Here is a 24,634-nt window from a genome sequence, read left to right on the forward strand (position 1 = left end):
CGAATTACGCCAGACCGGCCGATGCCGCTAGGCTCACCTCGGTGACGGACATGGGGAGCGGTCGATGACGAACCGACAGCAGGACAACGGCAACGGCGGACGCCGGGTCAGCGTGCGCGAGGGTGCCAGCCACGCCCTGCTCGACGACGTGGCAAAGCAGATCATCGAGCAGTTGCAGGAGGACGGTCGCCGCCCGTACGCCACCATCGGCAAGGCGGTGGGGCTCTCCGAAGCCGCGGTACGCCAACGCGTGCAGCGCCTGCTCGACGCCGGGGTGATGCAGATCGTCGCGGTCACCGATCCGCTGCAACTCGGCTTCCCCCGGCAGGCCATGATCGGGCTGCGCACCGACGGTGACCTGGAGAGTGTCGCCGACCGCATCGCCGAGTTGGACGAGGTCGACTACGTGGTGATCACCGCCGGCTCGTTCGACCTGCTGGCCGAGGTGGTCTGCCGCAACGACGAGCACCTGCTGGAGATCCTGCAACGGCTGCGCGCGGTCGAGGGAGTGCTGTCGACCGAGGCGTTCGTCTACCTCAAACTACGCAAGCAGACCTACAGCTGGGGCACCGCCTGACTCGCCCAGCCGCTTGACCCGCCCAAGCCGCTTGATCCACTCGACATGCCGCATCCCGCGCCATCCGGGTCGCGTGAGACCGCAACATGCCGCATCCCACGGCGACGCAGCCAGGCGAGGCGACCAGCCGCGGCAGCCGAGGAAGATCCGGGGGCTCAGTCCGTGCCGCGTGCCGCAGCGGCGACGAAGGCACCCCAGGCGGTAGGGGTGAAGGCCAGGGTGCCACCGGTGCGATCCTTGCTGTCGCGCACCAGGACCCGGCCGGGCAGATTGTCGGCCACCTCGACACAGTTGCCGCCGTTGTTGCTGCTGCGGGTGGCGGTGCGCCAACGGGCGTCGGTCAGCTCCATGTCGTCGCCACTTCCCTGATCAGCTCGATGGACCGTCGACGGGGCAGCGCCTCACCGGTGACGCTCTCCCACCTCGCGCCCAGGCTAGCAAGGTCGGCACTGTCGGTCACCACCTGACCGCGCAGCTGATTGTCCAGATAGGCCGCTTCGGCGCCGTCCGCCATCCGGGCCAGCACGAACGGCCCGGCCAGGCCGGTGTGCCACGGGTTCTCCGCCGGAATCACCCGCACCTGCACGTGCTCCCGCTCGCCCAGGTCGGCCAGGTGGGTCAGTTGCTCGGCCATCACCGCCCGCTCGCCGCCCACCCGCCGACGCAGCACCACCTCGTCGATCACCGTCACCAGTTGGAGCGGAACCTCCCGCTCCAGCACCCGCTGCCGATCCAGTCGCGCGGCGACGTTCTCCGCCACCTCCGACTGCGAGAGCAGGCCGCCGGTCGCGAGCACCGCCCGGGCGTACCCCTCGGTCTGGAGCAGCCCCGGCACCAGCAGCGGCTCGTACGACCGGAGGGACCGGGCGTCCTGCTCCAGTTCCGCCCACGCCCGGAACCAGGGCAGGTCCCGGCGGCGGAACGGCTCCGGCCAGAGTTCGGCGGCCTTGCGCCCGAGCAGGTTGGCCACCGCGATCCTGGTCCTCGGGTGCGGAATCCGCCCGTCCGCCAGCCAGCGCGCCGCCGTCTTCGGATCGACGCCCACCTTCCCGGCCAGGGATTCGGCCGTCTCGCCCCGGTCCGCCATCGCCACCCGCAGCGCCTCGTTGCCCGCCGTCCCGTTGCCCATCGCGCCTCCCGACTCGCATCACACTCCGGCGCACGCTAGTCACCACGGGTGCCTGTGTCCGCCCGCTACCGGCGTGTTGCGGTCAGGACTGTTTCGCGCATCCGAGCCGCGCTCCAGATGCCCCCGAGACGCCCTGGAAACGGCACCGATTACGCCCCACCCCACTTCACCTCGCCCCCTTTGCTCTGCTTCAACCCGCGCAACGATTCCCACCGGAATCCTGTGCGTCCGGTGAAGCAGAGCAAAGGGCGCGCAGGAGCTACCTGACCCGAGCCGCCTCAGCCGGGCCGACGACGACGGGCCGGGGTTCGGTCGGGGCGCCGCGAACCGGCTGGGCGTAGTGCGAATTCCGTTGCCTAGAGCCGGGAGTCATTGTAAATCCGTTGCGTAAGCGCCCATCGCCAACTGATAGCACTTGCTTTGAGGCACGGGGCTGTGGGATAACCGTGGTATGAGCGGCCGGTGTCCCTGATCGGCCCGAGACCCGATGGGGCTGACATGGCCAACGCCACCGACCACCTCTGGATGCACTTCACCCGGATGGCGAGCTACTCCACGAGAGAGGTGCCGACGATCGTGCGCGGCCAGGGCGCGTACGTCTGGGATGCGCAGGGCCGCCGCTACCTGGACGGGCTGGCCGGGCTGTTCGTGGTAAACGCCGGCCACGGGCGCACCGAGCTGGCCGAGGCCGCCGCGAAGCAGGCCGGCGAGTTGGCCTACTTCCCGCTCTGGTCGTACGCGCACCCGAAGGCGGTCGAGCTGGCCGAGAAGATCGCCACGCTCACCCCTGGCGACCTGAACCGGGTCTTCTTCACCACCGGTGGATCCGAGGCGGTCGAAACGGCCTGGAAGCTGGCCCGGGCGTACTTCAAGCGGGTCGGCAAGCCGAGCAAGCACAAGGTGGTCAGCCGGTACATCGCCTACCACGGAACCTCGATGGGTGCGCTGTCGATCACCGGCCTGCCCGGCATCAAGACCGACTTCGAGCCGCTGGTGCCCGGCGGCATCAAGGTGCCGAACACGAACTTCTACCGGGCGCCGGAGCACGGCGACGATCCGGTGGCGTTCGGCCGGTGGGCCGCCGAGGAGATCGGCCGCGCCATCGAGCGGGAGGGCCCGGACACCGTGGCGGCGGTTTTCCTGGAGCCGGTACAGAACTCCGGCGGCTGCTTCCCGCCGCCGCCCGGCTACTTCGAGCGGGTACGCCAGATCTGCGACGTGTACGACGTGCTGCTGGTCAGCGACGAGGTGATCTGCTCGTGGGGTCGGCTCGGCGAGTACTTCGGTGCCCTGCGCTACGGCTACCAGCCCGACATCATCACCACTGCCAAGGGCATCACCTCGGGCTACGCCCCGCTCGGCGCAATGATCGCCAGCGATCGGTTGATGGAGCCGTTCCTGACCGAGACCGGCATGTTCGCCCACGGGGTGACCTTCGGCGGTCACCCGGTCTCCTGCGCGGTCGCCCTGGCCAACCTGGAGGTCTTCGCCCGGGAGGATCTGGTCGGGCACGTACGCGCCAACGAGGCGGCGTTCCGCGCCACCCTGGAGAAGCTGCACGACCTGCCGATCGTCGGCGACATCCGGGGCGACGGCTACTTTTACGGCATCGAGCTGGTCAAGGACAAGGCCACCCGGGAGACGTTCGACGGGGCCGAGTCGGAGCGGCTGCTACGCGGCTTCCTCTCCGGCGCCCTGTTCGACGCCGGCCTCTACTGCCGCGCGGACGACCGGGGCGACCCGGTGATCCAGCTCGCCCCACCCCTGATCGCCGGAGAACAGCAGTTCAACGAGATCGAGCAGATCCTGCGCACCGTCCTCACCGACGCATGGTCCCGCCTCTGACCCCGGCGGGGTCAGTGGGTGGGGGGGATTACGCGGAGGTGGCCGCGGCGGGAGGTGGGGGAACCGGCGGGGGGTGCGGTGGGGTGGTTCTGGTCGTCCTGGGGCGGACGAGGGGCGGGACGGGCAGCCTCGCGGACCGCTTCGGCGAGTGCGACCAGGTCGTCGGTGGTGGGTGGCGGCGGCTCGAACTCGCCCTCGTGTCGGACCACCTCCCAACCGCGCGGAGCGGTCAGGCTACGGGCGTGCGGCTCGCAGAGGTCGTACGTGTGCGGCTCGGCGAAGGCGGCCAGCGGGCCCACCACGGCTGTCGACTCGTTGTAGACATAGGTCAGCGTGGCGACCGCTTGCCGGGGGCAGCCGTTGCGGGAGCAGCGCCGTGGTGACCTCACCGGCGCAGGGTATCTCCATTACCGGCTCCGGCGCACCGCTTCGCGTTACGACACGCCCGTCTTGGTGATCACATTCCCGTCCGGCGCCGCAACGCGCCACGCGGTCGACACTGACGCGGCACGGCGCGGACCGGAAGCTACTCTGTGGCTCATGACGAGCCCGGAGAACCGCCGCCCCGGCACCGGCCGGCGGGCGCACCGCGACCGGCACGGACGCGGTCTGCGTGGGCGGCTGGTGCCGGCCACCGTGCCGCTGGCACGGACCAAGGCGGAGATCTTCGACGACCTGGTACTGGACACCGTCGAGACGCTGGAGCGTCGGTTCGCCAAGGAGCTGGCCGGGGTGGAGTTCGCCGTCGAGGACGTCCCGCCCGACCTGAACGTCTACGACTCCGACGTGCTGGAGGACGGCGAGGTGCCGCTGGCGCGGCTGCTGCCCGGTCGACCGGGCCGCCAGGAGGTGCCGCCAAGGATCGTGCTGTATCGGCGACCGCTGGAGTTCCGGGCGATGGACCGGGAGGATCTCGCCGACCTGGTCCACGACGTGATCATCGAGCAGGTGGCGAACCTGCTCGGCGTCGACCCGGACGAGTTGGCCTGATCGCAGCCGACGCACTCGCCGATCCGCGTCGCGATCATCCGCTTCGCCGACATCCGCACCCCCGACCTAACCCGCAAGCCCGCGCCGGGCGGGACGGCCCCCGACCGCCCCCCGACCGCCCCCCAACCGCCACCCGCCGGGTGGGACGGCCCCCAGCCGTCCCGTTCCCACGTCGGATCAGGCTGCCCGGCGCTTGAGCTTGCGCCGCTCCCGTTCGGAGAGTCCACCCCAGATCCCGAACCGCTCGTCGTGGCCGAGAGCGTATTCGAGGCATTCCGTCTTGACCTCGCACCGCGAGCAGATGCGCTTCGCCTCGCGGGTCGAGCCGCCCTTCTCGGGGAAGAACGCTTCCGGGTCGGTCTGCGAGCACAGGGCCCGCTCCTGCCACTCCGGCGCGTTTCCGAGCAGGTCGGCCGCCTCGAGCTGGCCGTCCATTCAGTTGCCTCCTTGTCGCGCACCGGCGTCGTCGCCGCTGCAACCCCCCACGCGAAAGGCGTGCTTTTGTCCGTCCGGTCCCGTTATCGTGCGTTCCGTGCGAACAACCCCATTCAAATTACACGCGTGTAATGCGTGCGCCGTCAAGCCAAACTTGATAATGGAGTCGCCCTCCCGACACGTGTCCCGGACGGCCGTCCGTACCACCCGGTCTCGCCCTGCCCTATCGATTCAGACCCCGGCCGAGTAACGCCCTCCCCGGCGAGTTGCCCGAGTTTTCTCCCGTGGCGCGCGGGCCGCCGCCGGAGCGGTCGGGCGTCGCGTCGACGCCGGGGAAGCCGTCTACGAAGATCCGTTGATCTTGATGCGCAAGGTTATCTTGACTTCGCCAACCCTGCCCGCCGAGCGGGTGAACGGCGACCGCGTCCCGTCCACACTGTGGACGGGACGCGGTAGGCGGCGACTCCGGCGGATCAGTCGGCCGATGGGATCGAGCTGGTCGGTAAGACGAATTCGGCGACCATGCCACCGGCCACGGTGACCGGTCCGACGGGCGTGCCATCGTCCCACCAGACGGTATAGCCGCCGCCGGGAGGTCCGGATGGACAGCACTGTGGAACGTCCCGTCGAGCTCAGCGCCGGGCCACGGCGCGGCCGGTCGGTCAGCCCTCGGTCGCGCACCTCGACGCGGGACTGGCCGACGAACAGTCCGGTCACGACAGACCACGCCGGCCCCCGATGAGGGGTGCCGGCGGCGGTCCTCGCCGTGCCGCCGCCGGCATCGACAGGTACGTCCGGCGGCCAGCGAAGGTTCGACCCTAGGCGGCGATGTGACCGTACGCAGTCGTACGCCTACGCGCCGGTCGGCCCGCCGCCGCCGCGATGGCCCGCAGTTGCTCCTCGGTGCGCGCCGACCCGTTGCCGGAACCGGCCATCCGCGAGATGGTCTCCTCCATCAGCGTGCCGCCCAGGTCGTTGCAGCCGCTGCGCAGCAGCTCCGCGGTGCCGGTGTCGCCCAGCTTCACCCAGGAGCACTGGATGTTGTCGATCCGGCCGTGCAACAGCACCCGCGCCATCGCGTGCACCACCCGGTTCTCTCGCCATGTCGGACCGGGCCGGGCGATGCCGGCGAGGTAGATCGGGGCGTTCGTGTGCACGAACGGCAGCGCCACAAACTCGGTGAACCCACCGGTCCGGTCCTGCACCCCGGCCAGCACCCGGAAATGCGCCAGCCAGTGCGCGGGGTGGTCGACGTGGCCGTACATCATCGTCGAGCTGGACCGGATGCCCAGTTCGTGCGCCGTGCTGACCACCTCCACCCAGGCGGCGGTCGGCAACTTGCCCTTGGTGAGCACCCAGCGCACCTCGTCGTCGAGGATCTCCGCCGCGGTACCCGGGATGGTGTCCAGCCCCGCCTCGCGCAGCCCTGCCAGCCACTCCCGCACGGACACGCCGGCCTTCGCGGCGGCGGTGACGATCTCCATCGGCGAGAAGGCGTGCACGTGCATCTGCGGTACCCGGTCCTTGATCGCCCGGACCAGGTCGGCGTAGATCGTGACCGGCAGCTTCGGGTCGATGCCGCCCTGGAGGCAGACCTCGCCGGCACCGGCCTGCCACGCCTCCTGCGCCCGGTCCGCGACCTGCTCCACCGAGAGCCGGTAGGCGTCGGCGTCCCGTTCCCGCTGGGCGAAGGCGCAGAACCGGCAGCCCACGTAGCAGACGTTAGAGAAGTTGATGTTGCGGTTGACCACGTAGGTCACGTCGTCACCCACGGCGGAACGGCGCAGTTCGTCGGCGGTGCGGCACAGCTCGTCCAGCGCCGGACCGTCCGCACCGAACAGTGCCAGCGCGGCATCGGTGTGTCGGGGCTCCAGCAACGCGGCCGGATCCTCGGCGGCCAGCCGCAGACCGGCCCGCAGGTCCGCGTCGCCTGCGCCGGCGGTGGCCCCTCGGCCGGCCACGACACGGTCCGCCGCCTCGGGTGCCAGACCCACGTCGGCACCCGCTCGCGCAGGTGGCACAGCCGCCTTCGCGGCCACCTCGGCCCAGTCGCCGTAGACGTGGTCGAAGTCGCCCCGACGGTCGTCCGTCCGCCCGGTGGTGTCGATGGTGGTGTGCAGGTCGGTACGCCCACCGAAGGTCTCGTCGGGCTCCTGCCAGGGCCGGCCCTCCGGACGGGCCGCCTCGATCGCCAGCCCGGTCGTCGGATCGGCGAGCGCGCTCACGTGCGGCAGCAGCCGCGCGTCCAACCACGGCTCGCCGGCCCGCACGTACTCGGGGTAGACGGTCAGCCGCTCGCGGAGGGTGAAGCCGGCGGCGGCGGTACGGGCAGCCAGCTCGTCGAGCTGTGGCCAGGGTCGTTCCGGGTTGACGTGGTCCGGGGTCACCGGCGAGACACCGCCCCAGTCGTCGATACCGGCTCGTAGCAGCAGGTCGTACTCACCGGCGATGAGGTTCGGTGGTGCCTGGATGCGGGCCTTCGGGCCCAACAGCACCCGGGCCACCGCCACGGTGGCCGCGAGGTCGTGCAGCTCGGCGTCGGGCATTCCCCGCATCGCCGTGTCCGGCTTCGCCCGGAAGTTCTGCACGATCACCTCCTGGAGGTGGCCGTACTCGCGTTGCGTACGCCGGATCGCGAAGATCGCGTCGACCCGTTCGGCGAGGGTCTCGCCGATGCCGATCAGGATGCCGGTGGTGAACGGGACGCCGACCCGACCGGCGTCGTCGAGCACCCGCAACCGCACCGCCGGCTCCTTGTCCGGTGAGCCGTAGTGCGGGCCGCCGGGCTCGGACCACAGCCTGGTGGCCGTGGTCTCCAGCATCATCCCCATGCTCGGCGCCACCGGCTTGAGCCGTTGCAGTTCCGCCCAGGAGAGCACGCCCGGGTTCAGGTGCGGCAGCAGGCCGGTCTCCTCCAGCACCGCCACGGCGCAGGCCCGTAGGTAGTCCAGGGTGGACCCGTAGCCGCGTTCGTCCAGCCACTGCCGGGCCGCCGGCCAGCGCTCCTCCGGCCGGTCACCGAGGGTGAACAGGGCTTCCTTGCAGCCCTGCGCCGCACCCGCCCGGGCGATGGCCAGCACCTCGTCGCGATCCAGGAAGGCCGCCGGCAACCGGTGCGGCACCGTGGCGAAGGTGCAGTAGTGGCAGCGGTCCCGACAGAGCCGGGTCAGCGGGATGAAGACCTTCTTCGAGTACGTTACGATGCCGGGCCGGCCGGCGTCCCGCAGGCCCGCGTCACGGATCGCACCGGCGATGCCGAGCAGTTCCTCAAGCGCCGCGCCCCGGGCGGTCAGCAGGGTCGAGGCCTCGTCGATGTCGAGCGCCCGGCCGGTGGCGGCACGGCCCAGTGCCCGCCGTACGCTTCCGTCACCCGGCCCGCGCTCGCTCTGATCAACCATCCGCTCAGCCTATGCGCTGCGGCCCGGTCCGGCCCCGGCCCGTGGGCAACCGCACGTACCTCCGTCGGTCAGCTCGGCTGGTCACCCGGGTCGATCCGTTGGGTACGGTCGGCCTCGCCGTCGCCCGACCGGTGAACCGACGGGTCGGCGTCACCATCGGTTGGCCGTGGGATGGCCTGGGTCGGCTCGGCACCCTGCCGCTCGGCGTTCCCGGCCGGGTCCGCCTGACGCGGCACGCCACCGACCGGGTCACCCTGACGCGGGATGCTCTGCGTGGGGTCGGCCGAGGCCGGCTGCCCGAACGGCGGTGCGGCCGGCGAGGACGGTGCCGTCGGCTGCGCGGGTACCGCCGGCTGACCGTGCGGCGGCCAGGTGTGCGGGGACTCCGGCGGTCCGCCGGCGGAGGATGCCTGCCCGGCGACCGGCCAACCCGGCTGGCCGCCCTGGTGGCCCTGGGTCGTGCCGCCCGGCGGGTAGCCGCCAGGCTGATTCGGCTGCCCCGGGCCGGGCTGCCCCGGGGCGGGGTAGCCGCCCGGATAACCGGCGGGGCGGTCGGTGCCCGGCCAGCCGCCCGACTGGCCGGGCGGCGCCCATCCGCCGCCCTGCTGACCCGGCTGACCACCGAACTGGCCCGGGCCGCCCGGCTGCGGCCAACCGTGCTGTGGCGTGCCGTACAGGCCGGGCTCGGGCTTGGGCCGGGGCACGTGGTAGAGCCGCTGCCACACGCTCCAGACCAGGTACGCCGCCGCCGCGAACAGCGCCACCCAGGCGACCCGGATGAGCAGGCCGGTCATCGCGTCGAAGAGCTGCGCCTCGGCCAGCCGACCGACCACCCAGATCAGCAGGGTCAGCCCGCCGAGCACGGCGCTCACCGCGTACTCGATCAGCGCCACCTGAGTGATCAGTTTCGCCCGTCCGACGGTCGGCGCGAGATGCGTGGCGAGCAGCACCGCCAGCACCGGCAGCACCACCGCTTCGACGCCGATGAAGGCGAAGAACGAGCTGGCGGCGCGCCCGGTCACCGTGCTGTAGGCGCCCTGCGGGGTCAGCAGCCGGATCAGCCCCACGAAGAGGAAGACGGCGTTCGCGCCCAGGAGTACGAGGGCGACGAGTTCACGCAGCGGCCCGGTCACCTGGCGGGCCGGGGTCGGGTCGGTGGGTGGGGGCTCGGCGGGGCTGGTCACGAACTCTCCCTGGGGGCGAAAGCGGACAGATGCCGACGTGAGCCTAGTCTCCCGGGGCAGTTGGCTGCCGGAGGCGTCACGTAGGCGAGGATGGGCGGATGCGCATCGTGGTTCTGACCGGCGGAATCGGCGGTGCCCGGTTCCTGCTGGGGGTGCGGGCGTACGCCCGCGAGGTGGGTGCCGAGGTGACCGCCGTGGTCAACGTCGGCGACGACCTACGGCTGCACGGGCTCCGGATCTGCCCGGACCTGGACAGCGTGCTGTACACCCTCGGCGGCGGCGCCGACCCGCAGCGGGGCTGGGGACGGGTCGACGAGAGCTGGACGGTCAAGGACGAGTTGGCGGCGTACGGCGCCGAGCCGGGCTGGTTCGGCCTCGGTGACCGGGACATCGCCACTCATCTGGTCCGCACCACGATGCTCGACGCCGGTTATCCGCTGCACCAGGTCACCGAGGCGTTGGCGACCCGCTGGCAGCCCGGCGTACGCCTGCTGCCGGCGACCGACGACCGGCTGGAGACGCACGCGGTCGTCGACCTCGACGGTGGCCAGCGGGCGATCCACTTCCAGGAGTGGTGGGTGCGGTACCGGGCGCAGATCCCGACCCACCGGTTCGTCTTCGTCGGAGCGGAGTCGGCGAAGCCGGCACCCGGCGTGACGGAGGCGATTGCCGGTGCCGACGTGCTGCTCGTGGCGCCGAGCAACCCGGTGGTCAGCATCGCACCGATCCTCGCCGTGCCGGGTCTGCGCGAGGCGGTGACGGACGGCCCCGCCCCGGTGGTGGGCGTTTCACCGATCATCGGTGGCGCACCGGTACGCGGCATGGCCGACCGCTGCCTGGCGGTCGTCGGGGTGGAGTGCAGCGCCGCCGGCGTCGGTGAACTTTACGGAAGCCGGGCGCGCGGCGGACTGCTCGACGGCTGGTTGGTGGCCGAGGAAGATGCGGCAACGGTGGTGCCGGATGTGGCGGTCCGCGCGGTGCCGCTGCGGATGACCGACGAGGCGGCGACGGCGGCGATGGTCCGCGCCGCGGTGGAGTTGACGTGAGACTGGAGATCCTGCCGGTGCCCGGGATCGGGCACGTGGCCGAGGGGGACGACCTCGCGGCCCTGATCGGAAGCGCGGCACCCTGGCTGCGCGACGGAGACGTGCTGGTGGTGACCAGCAAGATCATCTCCAAGGCCGAGGGGCGGCTGGTCGACGTGCCCGCCGACGGCCCGGATCGGCAGGCCGTCCGGGACGAGGTGCTGGCGGCGGAGACGGTACGGGTGGTGGCCTCGCGCGGTCCGACCCGGATCGTGCAGACCCGCCACGGCTTCGTGATGGCCGCCGCCGGAATCGACGCCTCGAACGTCGAGAAGACCCGGCTGGTGCTGCTGCCGGAGGACCCGGACGCCTCGGCCCGCGCGCTTCGCGCCGGTCTGCGCGACCGGTGCGGCGTGGACGTCGCGGTCGTCGTGAGCGACACCTCGGGCCGCCCCTGGCGCAACGGGCTGACCGACGTGGCCCTCGGCGTGGCCGGGATGGACGCCATCCGCGACCACCGGGGCGAGGTCGACCCGTACGGCAACGAGCTGGTGCTGACGCAGATGGCGGTGGTCGACGAGCTGGCCGCGGCGGGTGAACTGATCAAGGGCAAGTGCGACCAGATGCCGGTCGCGGTGATCCGTGGCTATCTGACGCCGCCGCTGTCGGGGGACGGCGAGGGCGCCCGGGTGCTGGTCCGGGACGCCTCGATGGATCTGTTCTCGCTCGGCACCGCCGAAGCGAAGGCGGCCGGTCTGGCGGCTGCCGCCACCCTGCCGGATCGCCTGGCCGAAGCCCCACCCGACCCGGCCGCCGTCGCACGGGCGATCGCCTCGGTCGCCGGCGTGATCGCGCCCGGCACGGTCTTCACCCAGGTCACCGACGATGACGTACGCGCCGCGCTGGCCGCCATCGTGCCGGGCTGGCCGGCCCACGCGACCGGACTGGTGCTCTGCTCCCCACCCACCCCGGTGGGTCCGTTCCAACTTGTCCGCTTCGGCACGGACGTGCAACGCCTGCGCACCGCCCTCGCGGCAGAGAACGTCCCCACCCGACTCCTCCCCCCACCCAGCGGCACCACCGCCGCCGCCGCCCTCGCTTTCTGACAGCCTCTCCGGCGGGCGGGTCACGGGTTGAGGATGGCGCGGCCGAGGGGGGTGAGGGTGTGCAGGACGGTGTTGCGGTCACGGTGGCTGACCAGCAGGCCCGCGTTCCGCAGCACGGTGGTGTGCTGGCTGGCCGAGGCCGCCGAGATGCGCAGCCGGCGGGCCAGCTCGCCGGTGGTGCAGCCGTCGTCGCTGGCGGCGAGAACCGCCGCGCGGGTACGGCCGAGCAACGCGGCCAGTGCCGCCCGGCCGGTATCGCCCGACCCGGCTACGTCCGTGGTCAACCCACCCAGCTTGTCGACCGGGTAGACAAGCACCGGCGGTAGTTCCGGGTCGAGCAGCGCGACAGGTGTGTCGGCGCAGAAGAAGGACGGCACCAGCAGCAGTCCTCGTCCCTCCAGGTGAAGTTCCCGACTCCTCGGGTACGCGGGGATCTCCAGCACGCCCGACTCCCAGCGCAGGCCCGGCCGCAGCGTGGTCAGCAGCCCTTCGACACCGCCGTCGAGCATGGCCCGCGCACGGCGGGCACGGTCGGCCTCCACCGCCCCCTGGACCCGTGCCCAGTACGGGCCGAGGGCAAGCTCCCGGTAGCGACCCATCGCCTCGGTCAGGTGGGTCAGGGCCGCCGGCTCCCCCCGGGCGATGGCGGCCGTCCCGGCGGGCAGGTTCCGGTTGTCGTTCGCCAGCAGCGTCAGATCGCGTTGCAGCAACGCCACGGGGGTACGCCGCAGCGCCTCCATCCCCGCCTCGAAACCGTGCACACCCTCGTACGGGGTGAGGAAGTCCGGAAAGTAGCCGCGCGGCGGGCTCAACGTCGACAGCAGTCGCAACGCCTCGGAGTCCATTTGTCGACGCAACCCACGAGTAACCTCGCGACGCCATCCGGCGAGCAACGGATCACGACTGCGCCCGGGCAGCAGGTGCAGGCTCAGCACCACTTCCCAGACCGGATCGGCCGCCGGAGCCACCCGGGTCCGGAGAATGTCCTCCCGGGAGAAATGGATCTTCAGCATGGGTACTCCCATCGCCTGGCAGAGGGGGCACCCGGCGACCCTCGAACTCTACCCGGCACCTCGGCCTCGGGCAGTTAAGCCTCAGCTGAAAGACCTCGACGCCCGTAACGCGAATCCGCCATGCTTCCCGTGCCACAGGGGGCGACCCACGTCGAACGTGTCCGCCCACTGTGCGCCCGAGAGCGGGCGGCACCAGACGAGGGTCTGCGGCTCAGATTCCGCAGGAGGTGCCGCCCGGTCTCCCGCGCCCCGTTCCGGCCCATCTGCTCAGCTCCGACACGCCGCACCGCGGATCCACCAGCACCCCGTACGCTGGCTCGGACGAGAGGAGTGGCCGTTGTCGACGCCCCGAATGGTGGACCAGTCCCCGCGTGGCGACGCGGACGGCTGGACGGCCTTGCACGCCGACGCGGTGGCGGTGCTCACCGCCTGGACGCCGACCAGCCCGGACGCGGCGGAGTCCCGCGAGCGCACCGTCGGTCTGCTGGGCGCCGGGCCGATCGCGATGAGCCGCGCGCACCGGGCCGGTCACGTCACCGCCAGCGCGTTGGTCTTCGACGCGACCGGCACCCGGGTGCTGCTCTGCCTGCACGGAAAGTTCCACAAGTGGGTGCAGTTGGGCGGGCACTGCGAGCCCGCCGACCGGACGCTGGCCGGCGCGGCGTTGCGGGAGGCCACCGAGGAGTCGGGCATCGCCGGTCTGCGGATCGATCCGCTGCCGATCGACGTGGACGTGCACCCGGTGGCCTGCCAGGGCGGTTCGCTGCACCACGACGTGCGCTTCGCCGTGTTCGCCCCGGCGGGGGCGACGGAACGGGTGAGCGTGGAGTCCGAGGCGCTCGGCTGGTTCCCGCCGGATCGTCTGCCGCATCCGCTGGCCGGCGGCACGGCCCGGCTCGTCGCACCGGGCCTGGCAGCCTTCAGACGAGCTTCTCCGCACCCCGTCTCTTGAGCTCGTCCACGATCGACTTCACGTCCTGAGCGCGATCACGCGGGCAGACCAGCAACGCGTCCTCGGTGTCGACCACGATCAGGTCGCGTACGCCGACCGCGGCCACCAGCCGACCGGCCTGCGGTGCCACCACCATGCCGCTGCTGTCGCACAGCAGCACCTCGGTCTTGGCGTCGCTGGCGAGCACCACGTTGCCGTCGGCGTCGGTCGGCAGCACCTCGCCGAGGGTGTGGAAGTCACCCACGTCGTTCCACCGGAAGTCACCGGGTACGGTCGCCACCCGGCCGGCCGCGGCCGCGCCCTCCATCACCGCGTAGTCCACCGAGATCTTCGTCAGCGTGGGCCAGACCGCACCGAGCACGTCGTCCTGTTCGTCGGTGTCCCACGCTGCCGCGATCGCGGTGACCCCGGCGTGCAGGTCGGGCTGCTGACGTGCCAGCTCGGCGAGGAACGCCGACACCCGCCAGACGAACATGCCGGCGTTCCAGAGGTAGTGGCCCGACCGCAGGTACGTCTCGGCGACCTCCGCGCTCGGCTTCTCCTTGAACTCGACCACCGGGCGCATCGGGCCACCATCGACGGGCTCGCCGGTCCGCAGGTATCCGTAGCCGGTCTCCGGCCGGGTCGGGGTGATCCCGACCGTCATCAGCAGCCCCTGCTCCGCGCCCCGGACCGCCGCCCGGACGGTGTCCACCCATCGCTGCGGGTCGCCGATCAGGTGGTCGGCGGCGAACGATCCCATGACGGCGTCCGGGTCGCGCACCGCGATCACCGCCGCGGCCAGCGCGATGGCGGCGCAGGAGTCCCGGGGTGACGGTTCGACCAGGATGTTCTCCTCCGGCAGACCGGTCAGCTGGCGGGCCACGGCCGCCGCGTGCGCGGCCCCGGTGACCACCATGGTGCGTTCGGGGGTGGTCAGCGGCCCCAGCCGCTCGACGGTCGCCTGGAGCAGCGACGCGGACGTACCGGTGAACGGGTGGAGGAATTTGGGATGCCCGGCGCGGGACAGCGGCCACAACCTTGTGCCGCTGCCACCGGCTGGAATGACGACATAGATCACCAGGACATCATGCCCGAACCGCCCGACCGGACGCCTCGGTTACCGGCCTCAGGCCCGCGCCCTGGTCCATGCCGCGATGTGCACCTCGGCGCTGGACCCCCAGGTGAACTCCTTCGCCCGATCGAAACCTGCCTTGGCCAGCGACAACCGGCGCGGCTCGTCGTCGAGCAGCGCGGCCAGGTCAGCGGCGATCTGATCCGGATCCTCGCTGGTGTAGGCCACCGCGTCGCCACCGACCTCGGGCAGCGACAACCGGGGAGTGGTGAGCACCGGGGCGGCACACGCCATCGCCTCCAGGATGGGCAACCCGAACCCCTCGCCGTAGGAGGGGTACGCGGCCACCAGGGCGCCGCCGAGGAAGCCGGGCAGGTCGCCGTAGCGCAGGTAGCCGGGACGCAGCAGCCGCAGGTGTGACGGCACCTCGGCCACCGCGCGGTCGATGTCGTCGTCGTGCCCCTGCCCGCCGGCCACCACGAGTGCCGGCGGGTCCTGCCGGTCGGCGACCGCCCGGGCCCAGCCACGGATCAGGTTCGGCACGTTCTTGCGGGGTTCCTTGGCGCCGAGGAACGCGACGTAACTGCTGCCGCCCAGCCCCAGGCGGGCACGAACCCGGGCCTTCTCCTCGTCGCCGGGCGCGTGGAAGGCCTCGTGGTCCACGCCGTGGTAGGCCACGTCGATCCGGGTCGGGTCGGCGTCCAACAGTCGGATCAATTCGTCGCGGGTGGCCTTGCTCGGCACGATCACCCGGTCCGCGCGCCGTAACGAAGTCTTGATCGCGCTACGGAAGAACGTGCGGCGGGACTTGTCGTAGTGCTCCGGCTCGGTGAAGAACGTCGCGTCGTGCACCGTCACGGTGACCGGACAGCCGGCCCGCAGCGGGCAGGTGTAGAAGGGCGAGTGCAGCACCTCCGCGCCGACCTGCTGGGCGAGCAGGGGCAGGCCGGTCTGCTCCCACGCGAGCCGGGCTGGCCGGTGCGCGACCGCGGCCGGCGCCGGAATGATCTCCGCGCCGGGCAGCTTCCGACGGTAGCGCTCCAGATCGGTGCGGAGGCTGACCACGACCAGGTCCACCGCCGATCCGCACACCTTGCCGAGGGCGCCGAGCAGGCCATCGACGTATCTACCGACGCCGCCGCGATCGGCGGGAACACTCGTGGCGTCGATGAGCACGCGGGGCGGGCGACCGGCGGTCACGGGGCGACTCCTAGCGGTGGCGGGGCTGTGGGGAACGACACTCCGGCAAGCCTACGCCGGAGCCGGGCACGGACGCTGACTGCGACCCGACGGTACGCCGACTTGTCGCTGTCATCGAGTACGGCCGCCGGGCGCGTATCGTTCGCGCCGATGGCCGACAACATTGCCCGGGTGTTCGCCGACGCGATCGCGACCGACCCGAACCGCCCGCTGCTGACCTGGTACGACGATGCGTCCGGCGAGCGCACCGAGCTTTCCGGAGCGACCCTTGCGAACTGGGTGGCCAAGACGGCGAACCTGCTCGTCGACGAACTGGCCCTGGGGCCGGGCGGCACCGCGGCGGCGCTGCTGCCGCCGCACTGGCAGACCGCCGCCGTGCTGCTCGGCTGCTGGTCGGCCGGGTTGACGGTGCAGCGGGCCGGCTTGCCGGTCGCCGACCAGCCGGGCGAGGTGGACGTGCTGTTCGCCACCGTCGACCGCGTCGCCGAGGCCGACGCCTGGTCGGCGGCCGACCGGTACGCGCTCGCGTTGCACCCGTTCGCGCTGCCGCTGCGGGAGGTACCGGCGGGCTTCGCCGACTACGTCACCGAGGTACGCGCGCACGGCGACCACTTCACGGCGTACCTCCCGGGCGGACCGGACCACACCGCACTGCGGGCCCGGGCCGCCGCCCGCGCCGCCGAACTCGGCATCTCTGCAGGCGACCGGCTTCTCGTGGACGTCGACCGGCACCCTGACCCGCTCGACTGGCTGCTGGCCCCGCTGAGTGTCGGCGCCACCCTGGTGCTCTGCGCCCACCTTGACCAGGCTCGTCTGGCCGACCGCCGATCGACCGAACGCATCACCCACACCCTGACCTGACCTGCCCCGCCCGCCCCGCCCTGCTCGATCCGAATGATCCGATCGGCCTGACCCACCTCGCTCGACCACCCTGGCGAGGACGCTTCCCAGGGCCCAGTTGCTCGAACCACCACGTCGACCATCACCCTCCGTGTTGCTCACCCACCGTTGCCACGCCAGCGCCAGGAGATATATCCCTCCTCGTCCTTTGCTCTGCTTCAACCGACGCACAACCGGCTGAACTGGAACGACGCGATGATGGTCCGGCGCCACTCACGTGTCGGACGCTACGGAGGGTAAATGTTGCGTGGGTTGAAGCAGAGCAAAGGACGGTGGACGGTATTGGTTGGGCGAGCTACGACAGCACGCTGAGTGACGGTATGGCCAGCCGGCCGTTGAGGAAGCGTGACTCGTCAGGTCCCTAGCTCCTAGCTGGTTCTCGACCGCTGAAGCTGGGGCTGTGGCGACCAGCGCCCAGGCCGATACCCACGAGCACGAGCCACAGCACGAGCCCGAGCACGAGCCGTAGCCCGAGCCGTTGCCGGCTGGGCGGTGCGGGAGGCTCGGGGTCGAGGGGTCGGCGGCTTGGCTCGGGTCAGGCCGTGGAGCGGTCCGGGGTGCGGTGTCGGGCCAGGGTGGCGAAGGCGGTCAGCGAGTCGGGGTTGGCCAGGGCGCCCTTGGCGGCGGCCTGGTCGACCGGGGTCCCGGTGAGGATCTTCTTGACCGGCACCTCGAGCTTCTTCGCCGACAGGGTGCGTGGCACCGCGCGGACCTGGTGGATCTCGTCGGGTACGTGCCGGGGGGACAACGCGGTACGCAGCTCCCGGGAGATCTTCCGGCGCAGCTCGTCGTCAAGGGTCACCCCCTCGGCGAGCACCACGAACAGCAGCAGTTCACCAGCGCCGCCCTCGTCGTCCTCCAGGTGCACCACCACCGAGTCGACGACCTCGTCCAGCCCTTCCACCACGGAGTAGAACTCGGCGGTGCCGAGGCGTACGCCGCCCCGGTTGAGGGTGGCATCGGAGCGGCCGGTGATGACGCACCCGCCCCGGGAGTTGATGGTGATCCAGTCCCCGTGCCGCCACACCCCGGGATAGACGTCGAAGTACGCCTCCCGGTAGCGGGCTCCGTCCGGGTCGTTCCAGAAACCCACCGGCATGCTCGGCATCGGCTCGGTGATCACCAGCTCGCCGAGTTCACCGATGACCGGGGTGCCGTCCGGCGAGCGCGCCTCCACCTTGGCGCCGAGGGCGCGGCAGGCGATCTCACCGGCGTGCACCGGCAGCAGCGGGACACCGCCGACGAAACCGGTGCAGACGTCGGTGCCGCCGGACAGCGACTGGAGCTGAAGGCCGCCGCCGACCGTGTCGTACACCCAGGTGAAGCCCTCGGCGGGCAGTGGCGCGCCGGTGGAGCCGAGGCCGCGCAGCGCGGAGAGGTCGGCGATCTCGCGCGGGACCAGCCCGGCCTTGCGGCAGGCCAGCAGGAACGGTGCCGAGGTGCCGAAATACGTGGTGCCGGTCTGCTCCGCCAGCCGCCACAAGGCTCCCAGGTCGGGGTGGCCGGGGTTGCCGTCGAACAGCACGATGGCCGCACCCACCGCCGGCCCGGAGACCAGGAAGTTCCACATCATCCAGCCGGTGGTGGTGAACCAGAAGAACCGGTCCGCCGGGCCGAGATCGTGGTGCAGCGCGAGCATCTTCAGATGCTCAAGCAGGATGCCACCGTGTCCGTGCACGATCGGCTTGGGCAACCCGGTGGTGCCGGAGGAGTAGAGCACGTACAGCGGGTGGTCGAACGGCACCGGCGTGAAGGCCAGCGGTTCGTCGGTCTCGGCCGCCAACTCCGACCAGGCCAGCGCCCCCGCTGCCGGCGGACCGTCGGGGTCGAGGTAGGGGATCGAGACGGTGTGCCGCAGCGACGGCAACGCGGCGCGGATCGCGGCCACCTCGGCGCGCCGGTCGACCGGCTTGTCGCCGTAGCGGTAGCCGTCCACGGCGACCAGGATCTTCGGCTCGATCTGCTGCCACCGGTCGGTGACGCTGCGGGTGCCGAACTCGGGCGCGCAGGACGAGAAGACGGCGCCGAGGCTTGCGGTGGCCAGCATCAGCACGTACGTCTCGGGGATGTTCGGCGCGTACCCGGCCACCCGGTCGCCGGTGGTGACGCCGAGCCGGCGCAGTCCGGCGGCGACCCGGCGGACCTGCTCGCGCAGTTGCCCCGCGGTGAGGGTGGCCGGCGGCCGGGTCTGCCCGTGCGCCACGACCACCGGCTCATCGTCGGTCCGGCCCGGCATTCGCAGCACGTTCTCGGCGTAGTTCAGGGTGGCGCCGGGAAACCACCGGGTGCCCGGCATGTTCCGGTCGGTCAGGGTGGCGATCGGCGGGGTGTGCGCGACGACGCCGAAGTGATCCCAGATCGACTGCCAGAAGGCGTCCAGATCGGTGACCGACCACCGCCACAGCGCGTCGTAGTCGGCGAAGGTGAGCCCCCGGTGCTCGGCGAGCCAACGCAGGTAAGCCCCGATCCGGGACCGCTGGAGCACGTCCGCCGGTGGCGTCCACAGCACGTCCGTCACTGGTCCACTCCTCCCCTGGCCCGGCACGACGCTGTGCGGTGGGCCGTGGCGCCATCTTGCCCTACCTCGAAGCGCCATTGTCCGCACCCGACCCGCGCAGGCGCATGTGCCCGCCCCACACCCCCTGAACCCGACCAGTGTGGCCGAGACGCAGAACGGGCCACCGACAGCCGAAGGAGGTCAGGGTTCGCTGCGGGCCGCCTGGATGGCCTGGCGGCGGGCCAGCCGGTGGGCGCGGCGGATCTCCGCCTCGCGCCAGCGCCGCTCGTCCTCCGGCGTCTCCGGCAGCACCGGACGCACCGGCCGGGGCGCGCCGCCCACCTCGACCCCGACGAAGACGAGGTACGCGGTGGCCACCCGGACCGGCAACTCGTCGGCCGAGTCCCAGCGCTCCGCCATCACCCGGACGCCGACCTCCATCGAGGTCTGCCCGGTCCAGTTCACCTGGGCGTACGCGTGCACCAGGTCGCCCACCCGGACCGCCTCCGAGAAGACGATCTCGTCGATCGCGGCGGTCACCGCCGTACCGCCGCTGTGCCGCGCCGCCGCCGCGCCGGCCACGTCGTCGACGAACTTCATCAGCACCCCGCCGTGCACCGTTCCGTACAGGTTCACATCCACTGCGGTCATGATCCGACTAAGGGTTACCCGGGAGTACGAGGTCGGCTTGCCCGGCAGGGCGGTGGCGAGGTGCTCGGTCATGTCGGAAACGGTACGGTGCGCGGATGCGACATCTGTGGAGCTTCCTCGCAGGGCTGGTGGTGGTGCCGGTCACCTGGGTGCTGGTCACCCTCGGTCAGGACGGGTCGGCCGACACCGTCAACCGGTGGGTGGAGATCGGCACCTCCAACACGGCCAATCTCATCGAACCGGCCGTGTACCTCGCTGTCGGTGGCATCGTGCTGGGCCTGCTCGGCACGCTGCGCATCTCACCGCTCGGTCCGCTGGTAGCCGGGCTGCTGCTGGTCACCCCGTACGCCGGACTGTTCGTCTCGCCCTTCCGGGTACGCGAGCGCATCCCGTCCGACTGGCAGTTTCTGGGCGACCCGCTGCCGCTGGGGCTGCCGGTGGAGAACGGGACCCTCTTCCTGATCGGCGTGCTGCTGCTGGTCGCGACGTTCAGCGGGCAACGCTGGCGGCGTTGGCCGGTCGCGATGCCGCAGCCGGCGCCGGCGACCCCGGACGCGCCGGCACCTGACCCGACGTTGACCGACTGGTCACCGGACCCGTCGGCGGAACGCGACACCACGCCGCTGAGCCTGGGCTATCCGGACCCGGACGATACGCCGACCGAGCCGCTGCCCCGGCGTACCGGAGGTGGTTCGCCCTGGTCGGCACCGCCGGGCAACCTGCCCCGACGCGACGACGCCACCAACTGATCCCGGCGACTCCGATCGTCGCCTCCGTCCGCCGACCGGGCGGGCGGAGGCGACCCGCCAGGCGTTACTGTCTGGCTACGTCATTGGCAGCCAGGGGGTTGGACAAGGCATGAGCTCGTCGGAATTCATGGTGTTCGCAGGATCAGCCAGTCGAAACCTTGGACGTGCGATCGCCGACCGGCTCGATGTCGAGTTGGGCTCCTCCGAAGTGCTTCACTTCTCCGAGGGGAACCTTTTCGTCAGAGTCCTGGAGAACGTCCGGGGGCGGGACATCTTCATCGTCCAGGGCACCGCTTTCCCGGCCAATGACAATTTCATGGAGTTGCTCTTCTGGATCGACGCCTTGAAGCGAGCCAGTGCCGCGTCGGTGACCGCCGTGATCCCCTACTTCAGTTACGCCAAGGGTGACAAGAAAGACGAGCCGCGGGTGTCCATTCGCGGACGGGTGTGCGCCGATGCCATCGCTGCGGCGGGAGCGGACCGAGTAGTCACACTCGACCTGCACACGCCCCAGGTGCAAGGATTCTTCAACATCCCGGTCGATGACCTGTATTCGTTGCCGGTGCTCTGCGACGCCATCGCGACGCGCAACTTCCACGATCTCGTGGTGGTCGCTCCGGACGCTGGATACGCCAAGAAGGCGCGACAGTGGGCCAATCGCCTGCGGGTGCCCACCGCCATTGCCGACAAGCGACGCGTCGACCACACCGAGACCGCAGAAATCGTCGAGCTGATCGGCTCCGTGGAGGGCCGGACGGCGCTTATCGTCGATGACTTCACCATCAGCGCGGGCACTCTTGTCGACGCCGCCCGCGTGTTGGTCGACCGGGGCGCGACCACGGTGTACGCGGCAGTCAGTCACGCTCTGTTGACCGAGGCTGCGAATGAACGGCTCGACGACAGCCCGATCGAGTGCCTGTTCACCACCGACAGTGTGGAGACCCAACCCACCAAACTGTCGGACAAGGTCCAGGTCGTCAGCGTGGCCGGGCTGTTCGCCGAAGCCATTCACCGCATCTCGGCACGGGAGAGCATCTCGGTGCTCTTCGAGTAGCTCCTCAGTCCTTGAGCAACTGGCGGGCCATGACGATGCGCTGCACCTGGTTCGTACCCTCGTAGATCTGGGTGATCTTGGCGTCGCGCATCATCCGCTCCACCGGGTAGTCACGGGTGTAGCCGTAGCCGCCGAGCAGTTGGACCGCGTCGGTGGTGATCTCCATCGCAGCGTCCGAGGCGAAGCACTTGGCCGCCGCGCCGAAGTAGGTCAGATCGCCGTCGCCACGCTCGGACCGACCGGCCGCCGCGTACGTCAACTGCCGGGCCGCCTCCAGCTTCATGCCCATGTCGGCGAGCATGAACTGCACGCCCTGGAACTCGGCGACCGCCTTGCCGAACTGCTTGCGCTCGGCGACGTACCCCTTGGCGTAGTCGAGCGCACCCTGAGCGATGCCCACCGCCTGCGCGGCGATGGTGACCCGGGTGTGGTCCAGGGTCTTCATCGCGGTCGCGAAGCCGGTGCCCTCGGCGCCGATCATCCGGTCCGCCGGTATCCGCACGTTGTCCAGGTACACCTCGCGGGTCGGCGAACCCTTGATGCCCAGCTTCTTCTCCGGCGCGCCGAAGCTCACCCCCGAATCGGACTTCTCGACCACGAAGGCGGAGATGCCCCGGGAGCGGGCGGCGGGGTCGGTCGTCGCGAAGACGGTGTAGAACTCCGAGACACCGGCGTTGGTGATCCAACGCTTCACCCCGTTGAGCACCCAGTGGTCGCCGTCACGTACCGCCCGGGTGGTCATCGCCGCCGCGTCGCTGCCGGCCTCCGGCTCGGAGAGGCAGTACGAGAACATCGCCTCACCGGCGGCGACCGGCGTCAGGTAGCGCCGCTTGAGTTCATCGGAACCGGCCAGCAGCAGCGGCATCGTGCCCAGCTTGTTGACCGCCGGGATCAGCGAGGAGGAGGCGCAGGCCCGGGCCACCTCCTCGATCACGATCGCCGTGGCCAGCGCGTCCGCACCGGCCCCGCCGTACTCGACCGGGATGTGCGGTGCGTGGAAGTCGGCGGCACGTAGCGCGTCGTACGACGCCTTCGGAAACTCACCGGTCTCGTCCGCCTCGGCGGCGTGCGGAGCCACCTTCGCCGCACAGACCTCACGGACCGCTTCCCGGATCGCGTCGTGCTCCTCCGGCAGGCGGTACGCGTCGAACGACTGCTCTGCGGCCATGTCGGCCCCTCCCCTTCACGGCTATCATGCGCAGTCTGTAACGTCGCTTGGACGCCCACCACGCAGACTGAAGGATAACGACCACAGTTCAGGTGATGTTACCGGCGCGTAGGCTGGGCCATGAGGAAGCCTCGACGCCGCTCGGCGATGATGGAACCGAGCAGACGACCCACCCCTCCGGCGCCCCGTCCTGGCGCCGCAGCGGAATGCGACGCAGCCACGCGGCGCCAGTGCGAGCGGAGAAGACAGGCGTGACCATCCCGTACCCGAACACCCAGCCGGTGCCCGCCATCGCGGCGGTCACGCCCCCCTCGGGTGCCTCCCGGCCCCGGGTGACCTTCCTGGGCACCGGCTACCTCGGCGCGACCTATGCCATCTGTTACGCCGAACTCGGCTACGAGGTGCTCGGCTTCGACGTCGACGCGGACAAGATCGCGAAGCTGAACGCGGGTGAGGTGCCGATCCACGAGCCCGGCCTCGACGAGTTGCTGCGGCGTAACCTGGCCGCCGGTCGGCTGCGGTTCAGCACCGACATCGCCGAGACCGCCGACTTCGGTGACGTGCACTTCATCTGCGTCGGCACCCCCCAGCGGGCCGACGGCATGGGTGCCGACCTGTCGTACGTCGAGGCGTCGGTCACCGGCCTGGCCCAGCACCTGACCCGCAAGGCGCTGATCGTCGGCAAGTCCACCGTTCCGGTCGGCACCGCCGAGTGGGTGGAGCAACTCGTCGGCAAACACAGCCCGACGGACCTCGGCGTCGAGGTCGCCTGGAGCCCCGAGTTCCTCCAGGAGGGCTTCGCCGTCGACGACGTGCTCCGGCCGAACCGCATCGTCGTCGGCGTCAAGAGCGAGTGGGCCAACGGCATGCTCTACGCCGCCCACAAGGGCGTGTTCGATCTCGCCGCCACCGAGGACCGGGAGGTACCGCTGGTCGTCACCGACTTCGCCACCGCCGAACTGGTGAAGGTCGCCGCGAACGCCTTCCTGGCCACCAAGATCTCCTTCATAAACGCGATGGCCGAGGTCTGCGAGGCCTCCGGCGGCGACGTCACCCAACTCGCCAAGGCCATCGGCTACGACCCGCGCATCGGCAACCGCTTCCTCCAGGCCGGCCTCGGCTTCGGTGGCGCCTGCCTGCCCAAGGACATCCGCGCCTTCCAGGCCCGGGCCCAGGAACTCGGCGCCGGCGAAGCCCTGCGCTTCCTGCACGAGGTCGACCTGATCAACCTGCGCCGCCGTACCCGCGTCCTGCAACTCGCCGCCGACCTGCTCGGCCGCCGCTCCGGCCCCGCCGGCCCCGACCTGTCCGGCACCCGCATCGCCGTGCTCGGCGCCACCTTCAAACCCAACACCGACGACGTACGCGACGCCCCCGCCCTCGCCGTCGCGGCCCTGCTCCACAAGGCCGGCGCCGACGTGCACGTCTACGACCCCGAGGGCATGGACAACGCCCGCCGCGCGGTCCCGGAACTCACCTACGAGCCCGGCATCAGCGAGGCGGTCACCGACGCCGACCTGGTTTGCGTCCTCACCGAATGGGCCGACTTCCGCAACGCCGACCCCGGCCTCCTCGGCGACCTGGTCGCCGGCCGCCGCATCGTCGACGCCCGCAACTGCCTCGACCCGGCGCTGTGGACCCAGGCCGGCTGGGAGTACCGGGGCATGGGGCGACCCTGATCGCGCCGTGTGGTGATATTGGCACTTG

General features: G+C 71.1%; 22 protein-coding genes. 10 read left to right on the top strand and 12 right to left on the bottom strand.

What is annotated here, in order from left to right:
- Positions 1–64 precede the first annotated feature (64 nt).
- Entirely contained in the window at positions 65–577 is a 513-nt protein-coding gene (locus KBX00_RS16035; RefSeq protein WP_210827701.1) for an Lrp/AsnC family transcriptional regulator, read from the top strand.
- Between the two features lie 155 nt (positions 578–732).
- On the opposite strand, the gene KBX00_RS16040 is transcribed toward KBX00_RS16035, so the two are convergent.
- Together KBX00_RS16040 and KBX00_RS16045 are read right to left on the bottom strand one after the other, a co-directional pair.
- Complete coding sequence (locus KBX00_RS16040) at positions 733–927, bottom strand: DUF397 domain-containing protein (RefSeq protein ID WP_210827704.1); 195 nt, start codon at positions 925–927, stop codon at positions 733–735.
- Complete coding sequence (locus KBX00_RS16045; RefSeq protein WP_210827707.1) at positions 918–1,706, bottom strand: helix-turn-helix transcriptional regulator; 789 nt, start codon at positions 1,704–1,706, stop codon at positions 918–920. Before KBX00_RS16045 ends, KBX00_RS16040 begins: the two co-directional genes overlap by 10 nt.
- A gap of 498 nt (positions 1,707–2,204) precedes the next feature.
- Here KBX00_RS16045 and KBX00_RS16050 point away from each other — a divergent pair, with 498 nt between their 5' ends.
- Positions 2,205–3,551, top strand: a complete 1,347-nt coding sequence (locus tag KBX00_RS16050) for an aspartate aminotransferase family protein (RefSeq protein ID WP_210827709.1) — start codon at positions 2,205–2,207, stop codon at positions 3,549–3,551.
- A gap of 11 nt (positions 3,552–3,562) precedes the next feature.
- Here KBX00_RS16050 and KBX00_RS16055 read toward each other — a convergent pair whose 3' ends face one another.
- Entirely contained in the window at positions 3,563–3,940 is a 378-nt protein-coding gene (locus KBX00_RS16055) for a DUF3499 domain-containing protein (RefSeq protein ID WP_204011217.1), read from the bottom strand.
- Between the two features lie 151 nt (positions 3,941–4,091).
- On the opposite strand from KBX00_RS16055, the gene KBX00_RS16060 reads away from it, so the two are divergent.
- Entirely contained in the window at positions 4,092–4,541 is a 450-nt protein-coding gene (locus KBX00_RS16060) for a metallopeptidase family protein (RefSeq protein WP_093406503.1), read from the top strand.
- Between the two features lie 177 nt (positions 4,542–4,718).
- Here KBX00_RS16060 and KBX00_RS16065 read toward each other — a convergent pair whose 3' ends face one another.
- From KBX00_RS16065 to KBX00_RS16075, 3 genes are all read right to left on the bottom strand, one after another.
- The gene (locus tag KBX00_RS16065; RefSeq protein ID WP_013731688.1) at positions 4,719–4,976 is read right to left on the bottom strand and encodes a WhiB family transcriptional regulator; all 258 of its coding nucleotides are present in this window, start codon (positions 4,974–4,976) and stop codon (positions 4,719–4,721) included.
- Between the two features lie 818 nt (positions 4,977–5,794).
- Positions 5,795–8,374 carry a bifunctional FO biosynthesis protein CofGH gene (locus tag KBX00_RS16070; protein WP_210827717.1) on the bottom strand — a complete coding sequence of 860 codons (2,580 nt, stop codon included), beginning with the start codon at positions 8,372–8,374 and terminating at the stop codon, positions 5,795–5,797.
- A 68-nt stretch (positions 8,375–8,442) separates the two neighbouring features.
- Positions 8,443–9,558 carry a hypothetical protein gene (locus KBX00_RS16075; RefSeq protein ID WP_210827719.1) on the bottom strand — a complete coding sequence of 372 codons (1,116 nt, stop codon included), beginning with the start codon at positions 9,556–9,558 and terminating at the stop codon, positions 8,443–8,445.
- Positions 9,559–9,656: 98 nt separating this feature from the next.
- On the opposite strand from KBX00_RS16075, the gene cofD reads away from it, so the two are divergent.
- Both cofD and KBX00_RS16085 read left to right on the top strand, forming a co-directional pair.
- Positions 9,657–10,604 (top strand): 2-phospho-L-lactate transferase, encoded by a 948-nt coding sequence (gene cofD / locus KBX00_RS16080; protein WP_210827723.1) that lies wholly within the window; start codon positions 9,657–9,659, stop codon positions 10,602–10,604.
- On the top strand, positions 10,601–11,689 hold the full coding sequence (locus KBX00_RS16085; RefSeq protein WP_210827724.1) for a coenzyme F420-0:L-glutamate ligase: 1,089 nt from the start codon (positions 10,601–10,603) through the stop codon (positions 11,687–11,689). The genes cofD and KBX00_RS16085 overlap by 4 nt, the downstream gene beginning before the upstream one ends.
- A 20-nt stretch (positions 11,690–11,709) precedes the next feature.
- Here KBX00_RS16085 and KBX00_RS16090 read toward each other — a convergent pair whose 3' ends face one another.
- Positions 11,710–12,702 carry a helix-turn-helix transcriptional regulator gene (locus tag KBX00_RS16090; RefSeq protein ID WP_210827726.1) on the bottom strand — a complete coding sequence of 331 codons (993 nt, stop codon included), beginning with the start codon at positions 12,700–12,702 and terminating at the stop codon, positions 11,710–11,712.
- Positions 12,703–13,054: 352 nt separating this feature from the next.
- Here KBX00_RS16090 and KBX00_RS16095 point away from each other — a divergent pair, with 352 nt between their 5' ends.
- Positions 13,055–13,654 carry an NUDIX hydrolase gene (locus tag KBX00_RS16095; protein ID WP_210827943.1) on the top strand — a complete coding sequence of 200 codons (600 nt, stop codon included), beginning with the start codon at positions 13,055–13,057 and terminating at the stop codon, positions 13,652–13,654.
- Here KBX00_RS16095 and KBX00_RS16100 read toward each other — a convergent pair.
- Entirely contained in the window at positions 13,623–14,714 is a 1,092-nt protein-coding gene (locus KBX00_RS16100; RefSeq protein ID WP_210827728.1) for a sugar phosphate nucleotidyltransferase, read from the bottom strand. The genes KBX00_RS16095 and KBX00_RS16100 overlap by 32 nt on opposite strands.
- A gap of 48 nt (positions 14,715–14,762) precedes the next feature.
- Entirely contained in the window at positions 14,763–15,908 is a 1,146-nt protein-coding gene (locus KBX00_RS16105) for a glycosyltransferase family 1 protein (RefSeq protein ID WP_210827729.1), read from the bottom strand.
- A 150-nt stretch (positions 15,909–16,058) separates the two neighbouring features.
- Here KBX00_RS16105 and KBX00_RS16110 point away from each other — a divergent pair, with 150 nt between their 5' ends.
- Positions 16,059–16,769, top strand: a complete 711-nt coding sequence (locus KBX00_RS16110) for a TIGR03089 family protein (RefSeq protein ID WP_210827731.1) — start codon at positions 16,059–16,061, stop codon at positions 16,767–16,769.
- Positions 16,770–17,343: 574 nt separating this feature from the next.
- On the opposite strand, the gene KBX00_RS16115 is transcribed toward KBX00_RS16110, so the two are convergent.
- Both KBX00_RS16115 and KBX00_RS16120 read right to left on the bottom strand, forming a co-directional pair.
- A complete protein-coding gene (locus tag KBX00_RS16115) occupies positions 17,344–19,326 on the bottom strand; it encodes an acetoacetate--CoA ligase (protein WP_210827733.1) in 1,983 nt (660 codons plus the stop codon).
- Positions 19,327–19,506: 180 nt separating this feature from the next.
- Positions 19,507–20,028 (bottom strand): acyl-CoA thioesterase, encoded by a 522-nt coding sequence (locus KBX00_RS16120; protein ID WP_210827735.1) that lies wholly within the window; start codon positions 20,026–20,028, stop codon positions 19,507–19,509.
- Positions 20,029–20,051: 23 nt separating this feature from the next.
- On the opposite strand from KBX00_RS16120, the gene KBX00_RS16125 reads away from it, so the two are divergent.
- Positions 20,052–20,705: a hypothetical protein gene (locus KBX00_RS16125; protein WP_210827737.1), complete on the top strand. Its 654-nt coding sequence runs from the start codon at positions 20,052–20,054 to the stop codon at positions 20,703–20,705.
- Between the two features lie 109 nt (positions 20,706–20,814).
- Positions 20,815–21,759 carry a ribose-phosphate pyrophosphokinase gene (locus KBX00_RS16130; RefSeq protein ID WP_210827739.1) on the top strand — a complete coding sequence of 315 codons (945 nt, stop codon included), beginning with the start codon at positions 20,815–20,817 and terminating at the stop codon, positions 21,757–21,759.
- Between the two features lie 4 nt (positions 21,760–21,763).
- Here the strand turns inward: KBX00_RS16130 and KBX00_RS16135 are convergent, their stop codons facing one another.
- Positions 21,764–22,927, bottom strand: coding sequence for an acyl-CoA dehydrogenase family protein (locus KBX00_RS16135; protein WP_210827741.1), 1,164 nt, complete (start codon positions 22,925–22,927; stop codon positions 21,764–21,766).
- A gap of 251 nt (positions 22,928–23,178) precedes the next feature.
- Here KBX00_RS16135 and KBX00_RS16140 point away from each other — a divergent pair, with 251 nt between their 5' ends.
- On the top strand, positions 23,179–24,606 hold the full coding sequence (locus KBX00_RS16140) for a UDP-glucose/GDP-mannose dehydrogenase family protein (protein WP_210827743.1): 1,428 nt from the start codon (positions 23,179–23,181) through the stop codon (positions 24,604–24,606).
- Positions 24,607–24,634 lie beyond the last annotated feature (28 nt).

Origin of the sequence: Micromonospora sp. C95 (assembly GCF_018070465.1) — a bacterium.
Lineage (GTDB): Bacteria > Actinomycetota > Actinomycetes > Mycobacteriales > Micromonosporaceae > Micromonospora.

Coding starts and splice junctions, on each gene's coding strand:
- KBX00_RS16135 (WP_210827741.1), bottom strand. CDS start 22,927: ATGGCCGCAGAGCAGTCGTTCGACGCGTACCGCCTGCCGGAGGAGCAC.
- KBX00_RS16095 (WP_210827943.1), top strand. CDS start 13,055: ATGGTGGACCAGTCCCCGCGTGGCGACGCGGACGGCTGGACGGCCTTG.
- KBX00_RS16125 (WP_210827737.1), top strand. CDS start 20,052: ATGCGACATCTGTGGAGCTTCCTCGCAGGGCTGGTGGTGGTGCCGGTC.
- KBX00_RS16110 (WP_210827731.1), top strand. CDS start 16,059: ATGGCCGACAACATTGCCCGGGTGTTCGCCGACGCGATCGCGACCGAC.
- KBX00_RS16090 (WP_210827726.1), bottom strand. CDS start 12,702: ATGCTGAAGATCCATTTCTCCCGGGAGGACATTCTCCGGACCCGGGTG.
- KBX00_RS16060 (WP_093406503.1), top strand. CDS start 4,092: ATGACGAGCCCGGAGAACCGCCGCCCCGGCACCGGCCGGCGGGCGCAC.
- KBX00_RS16035 (WP_210827701.1), top strand. CDS start 65: ATGACGAACCGACAGCAGGACAACGGCAACGGCGGACGCCGGGTCAGC.
- cofD (WP_210827723.1), top strand. CDS start 9,657: ATGCGCATCGTGGTTCTGACCGGCGGAATCGGCGGTGCCCGGTTCCTG.
- KBX00_RS16120 (WP_210827735.1), bottom strand. CDS start 20,028: ATGACCGAGCACCTCGCCACCGCCCTGCCGGGCAAGCCGACCTCGTAC.
- KBX00_RS16065 (WP_013731688.1), bottom strand. CDS start 4,976: ATGGACGGCCAGCTCGAGGCGGCCGACCTGCTCGGAAACGCGCCGGAG.
- KBX00_RS16040 (WP_210827704.1), bottom strand. CDS start 927: ATGGAGCTGACCGACGCCCGTTGGCGCACCGCCACCCGCAGCAGCAAC.
- KBX00_RS16130 (WP_210827739.1), top strand. CDS start 20,815: ATGAGCTCGTCGGAATTCATGGTGTTCGCAGGATCAGCCAGTCGAAAC.
- KBX00_RS16050 (WP_210827709.1), top strand. CDS start 2,205: ATGGCCAACGCCACCGACCACCTCTGGATGCACTTCACCCGGATGGCG.
- KBX00_RS16070 (WP_210827717.1), bottom strand. CDS start 8,374: ATGGTTGATCAGAGCGAGCGCGGGCCGGGTGACGGAAGCGTACGGCGG.
- KBX00_RS16045 (WP_210827707.1), bottom strand. CDS start 1,706: ATGGGCAACGGGACGGCGGGCAACGAGGCGCTGCGGGTGGCGATGGCG.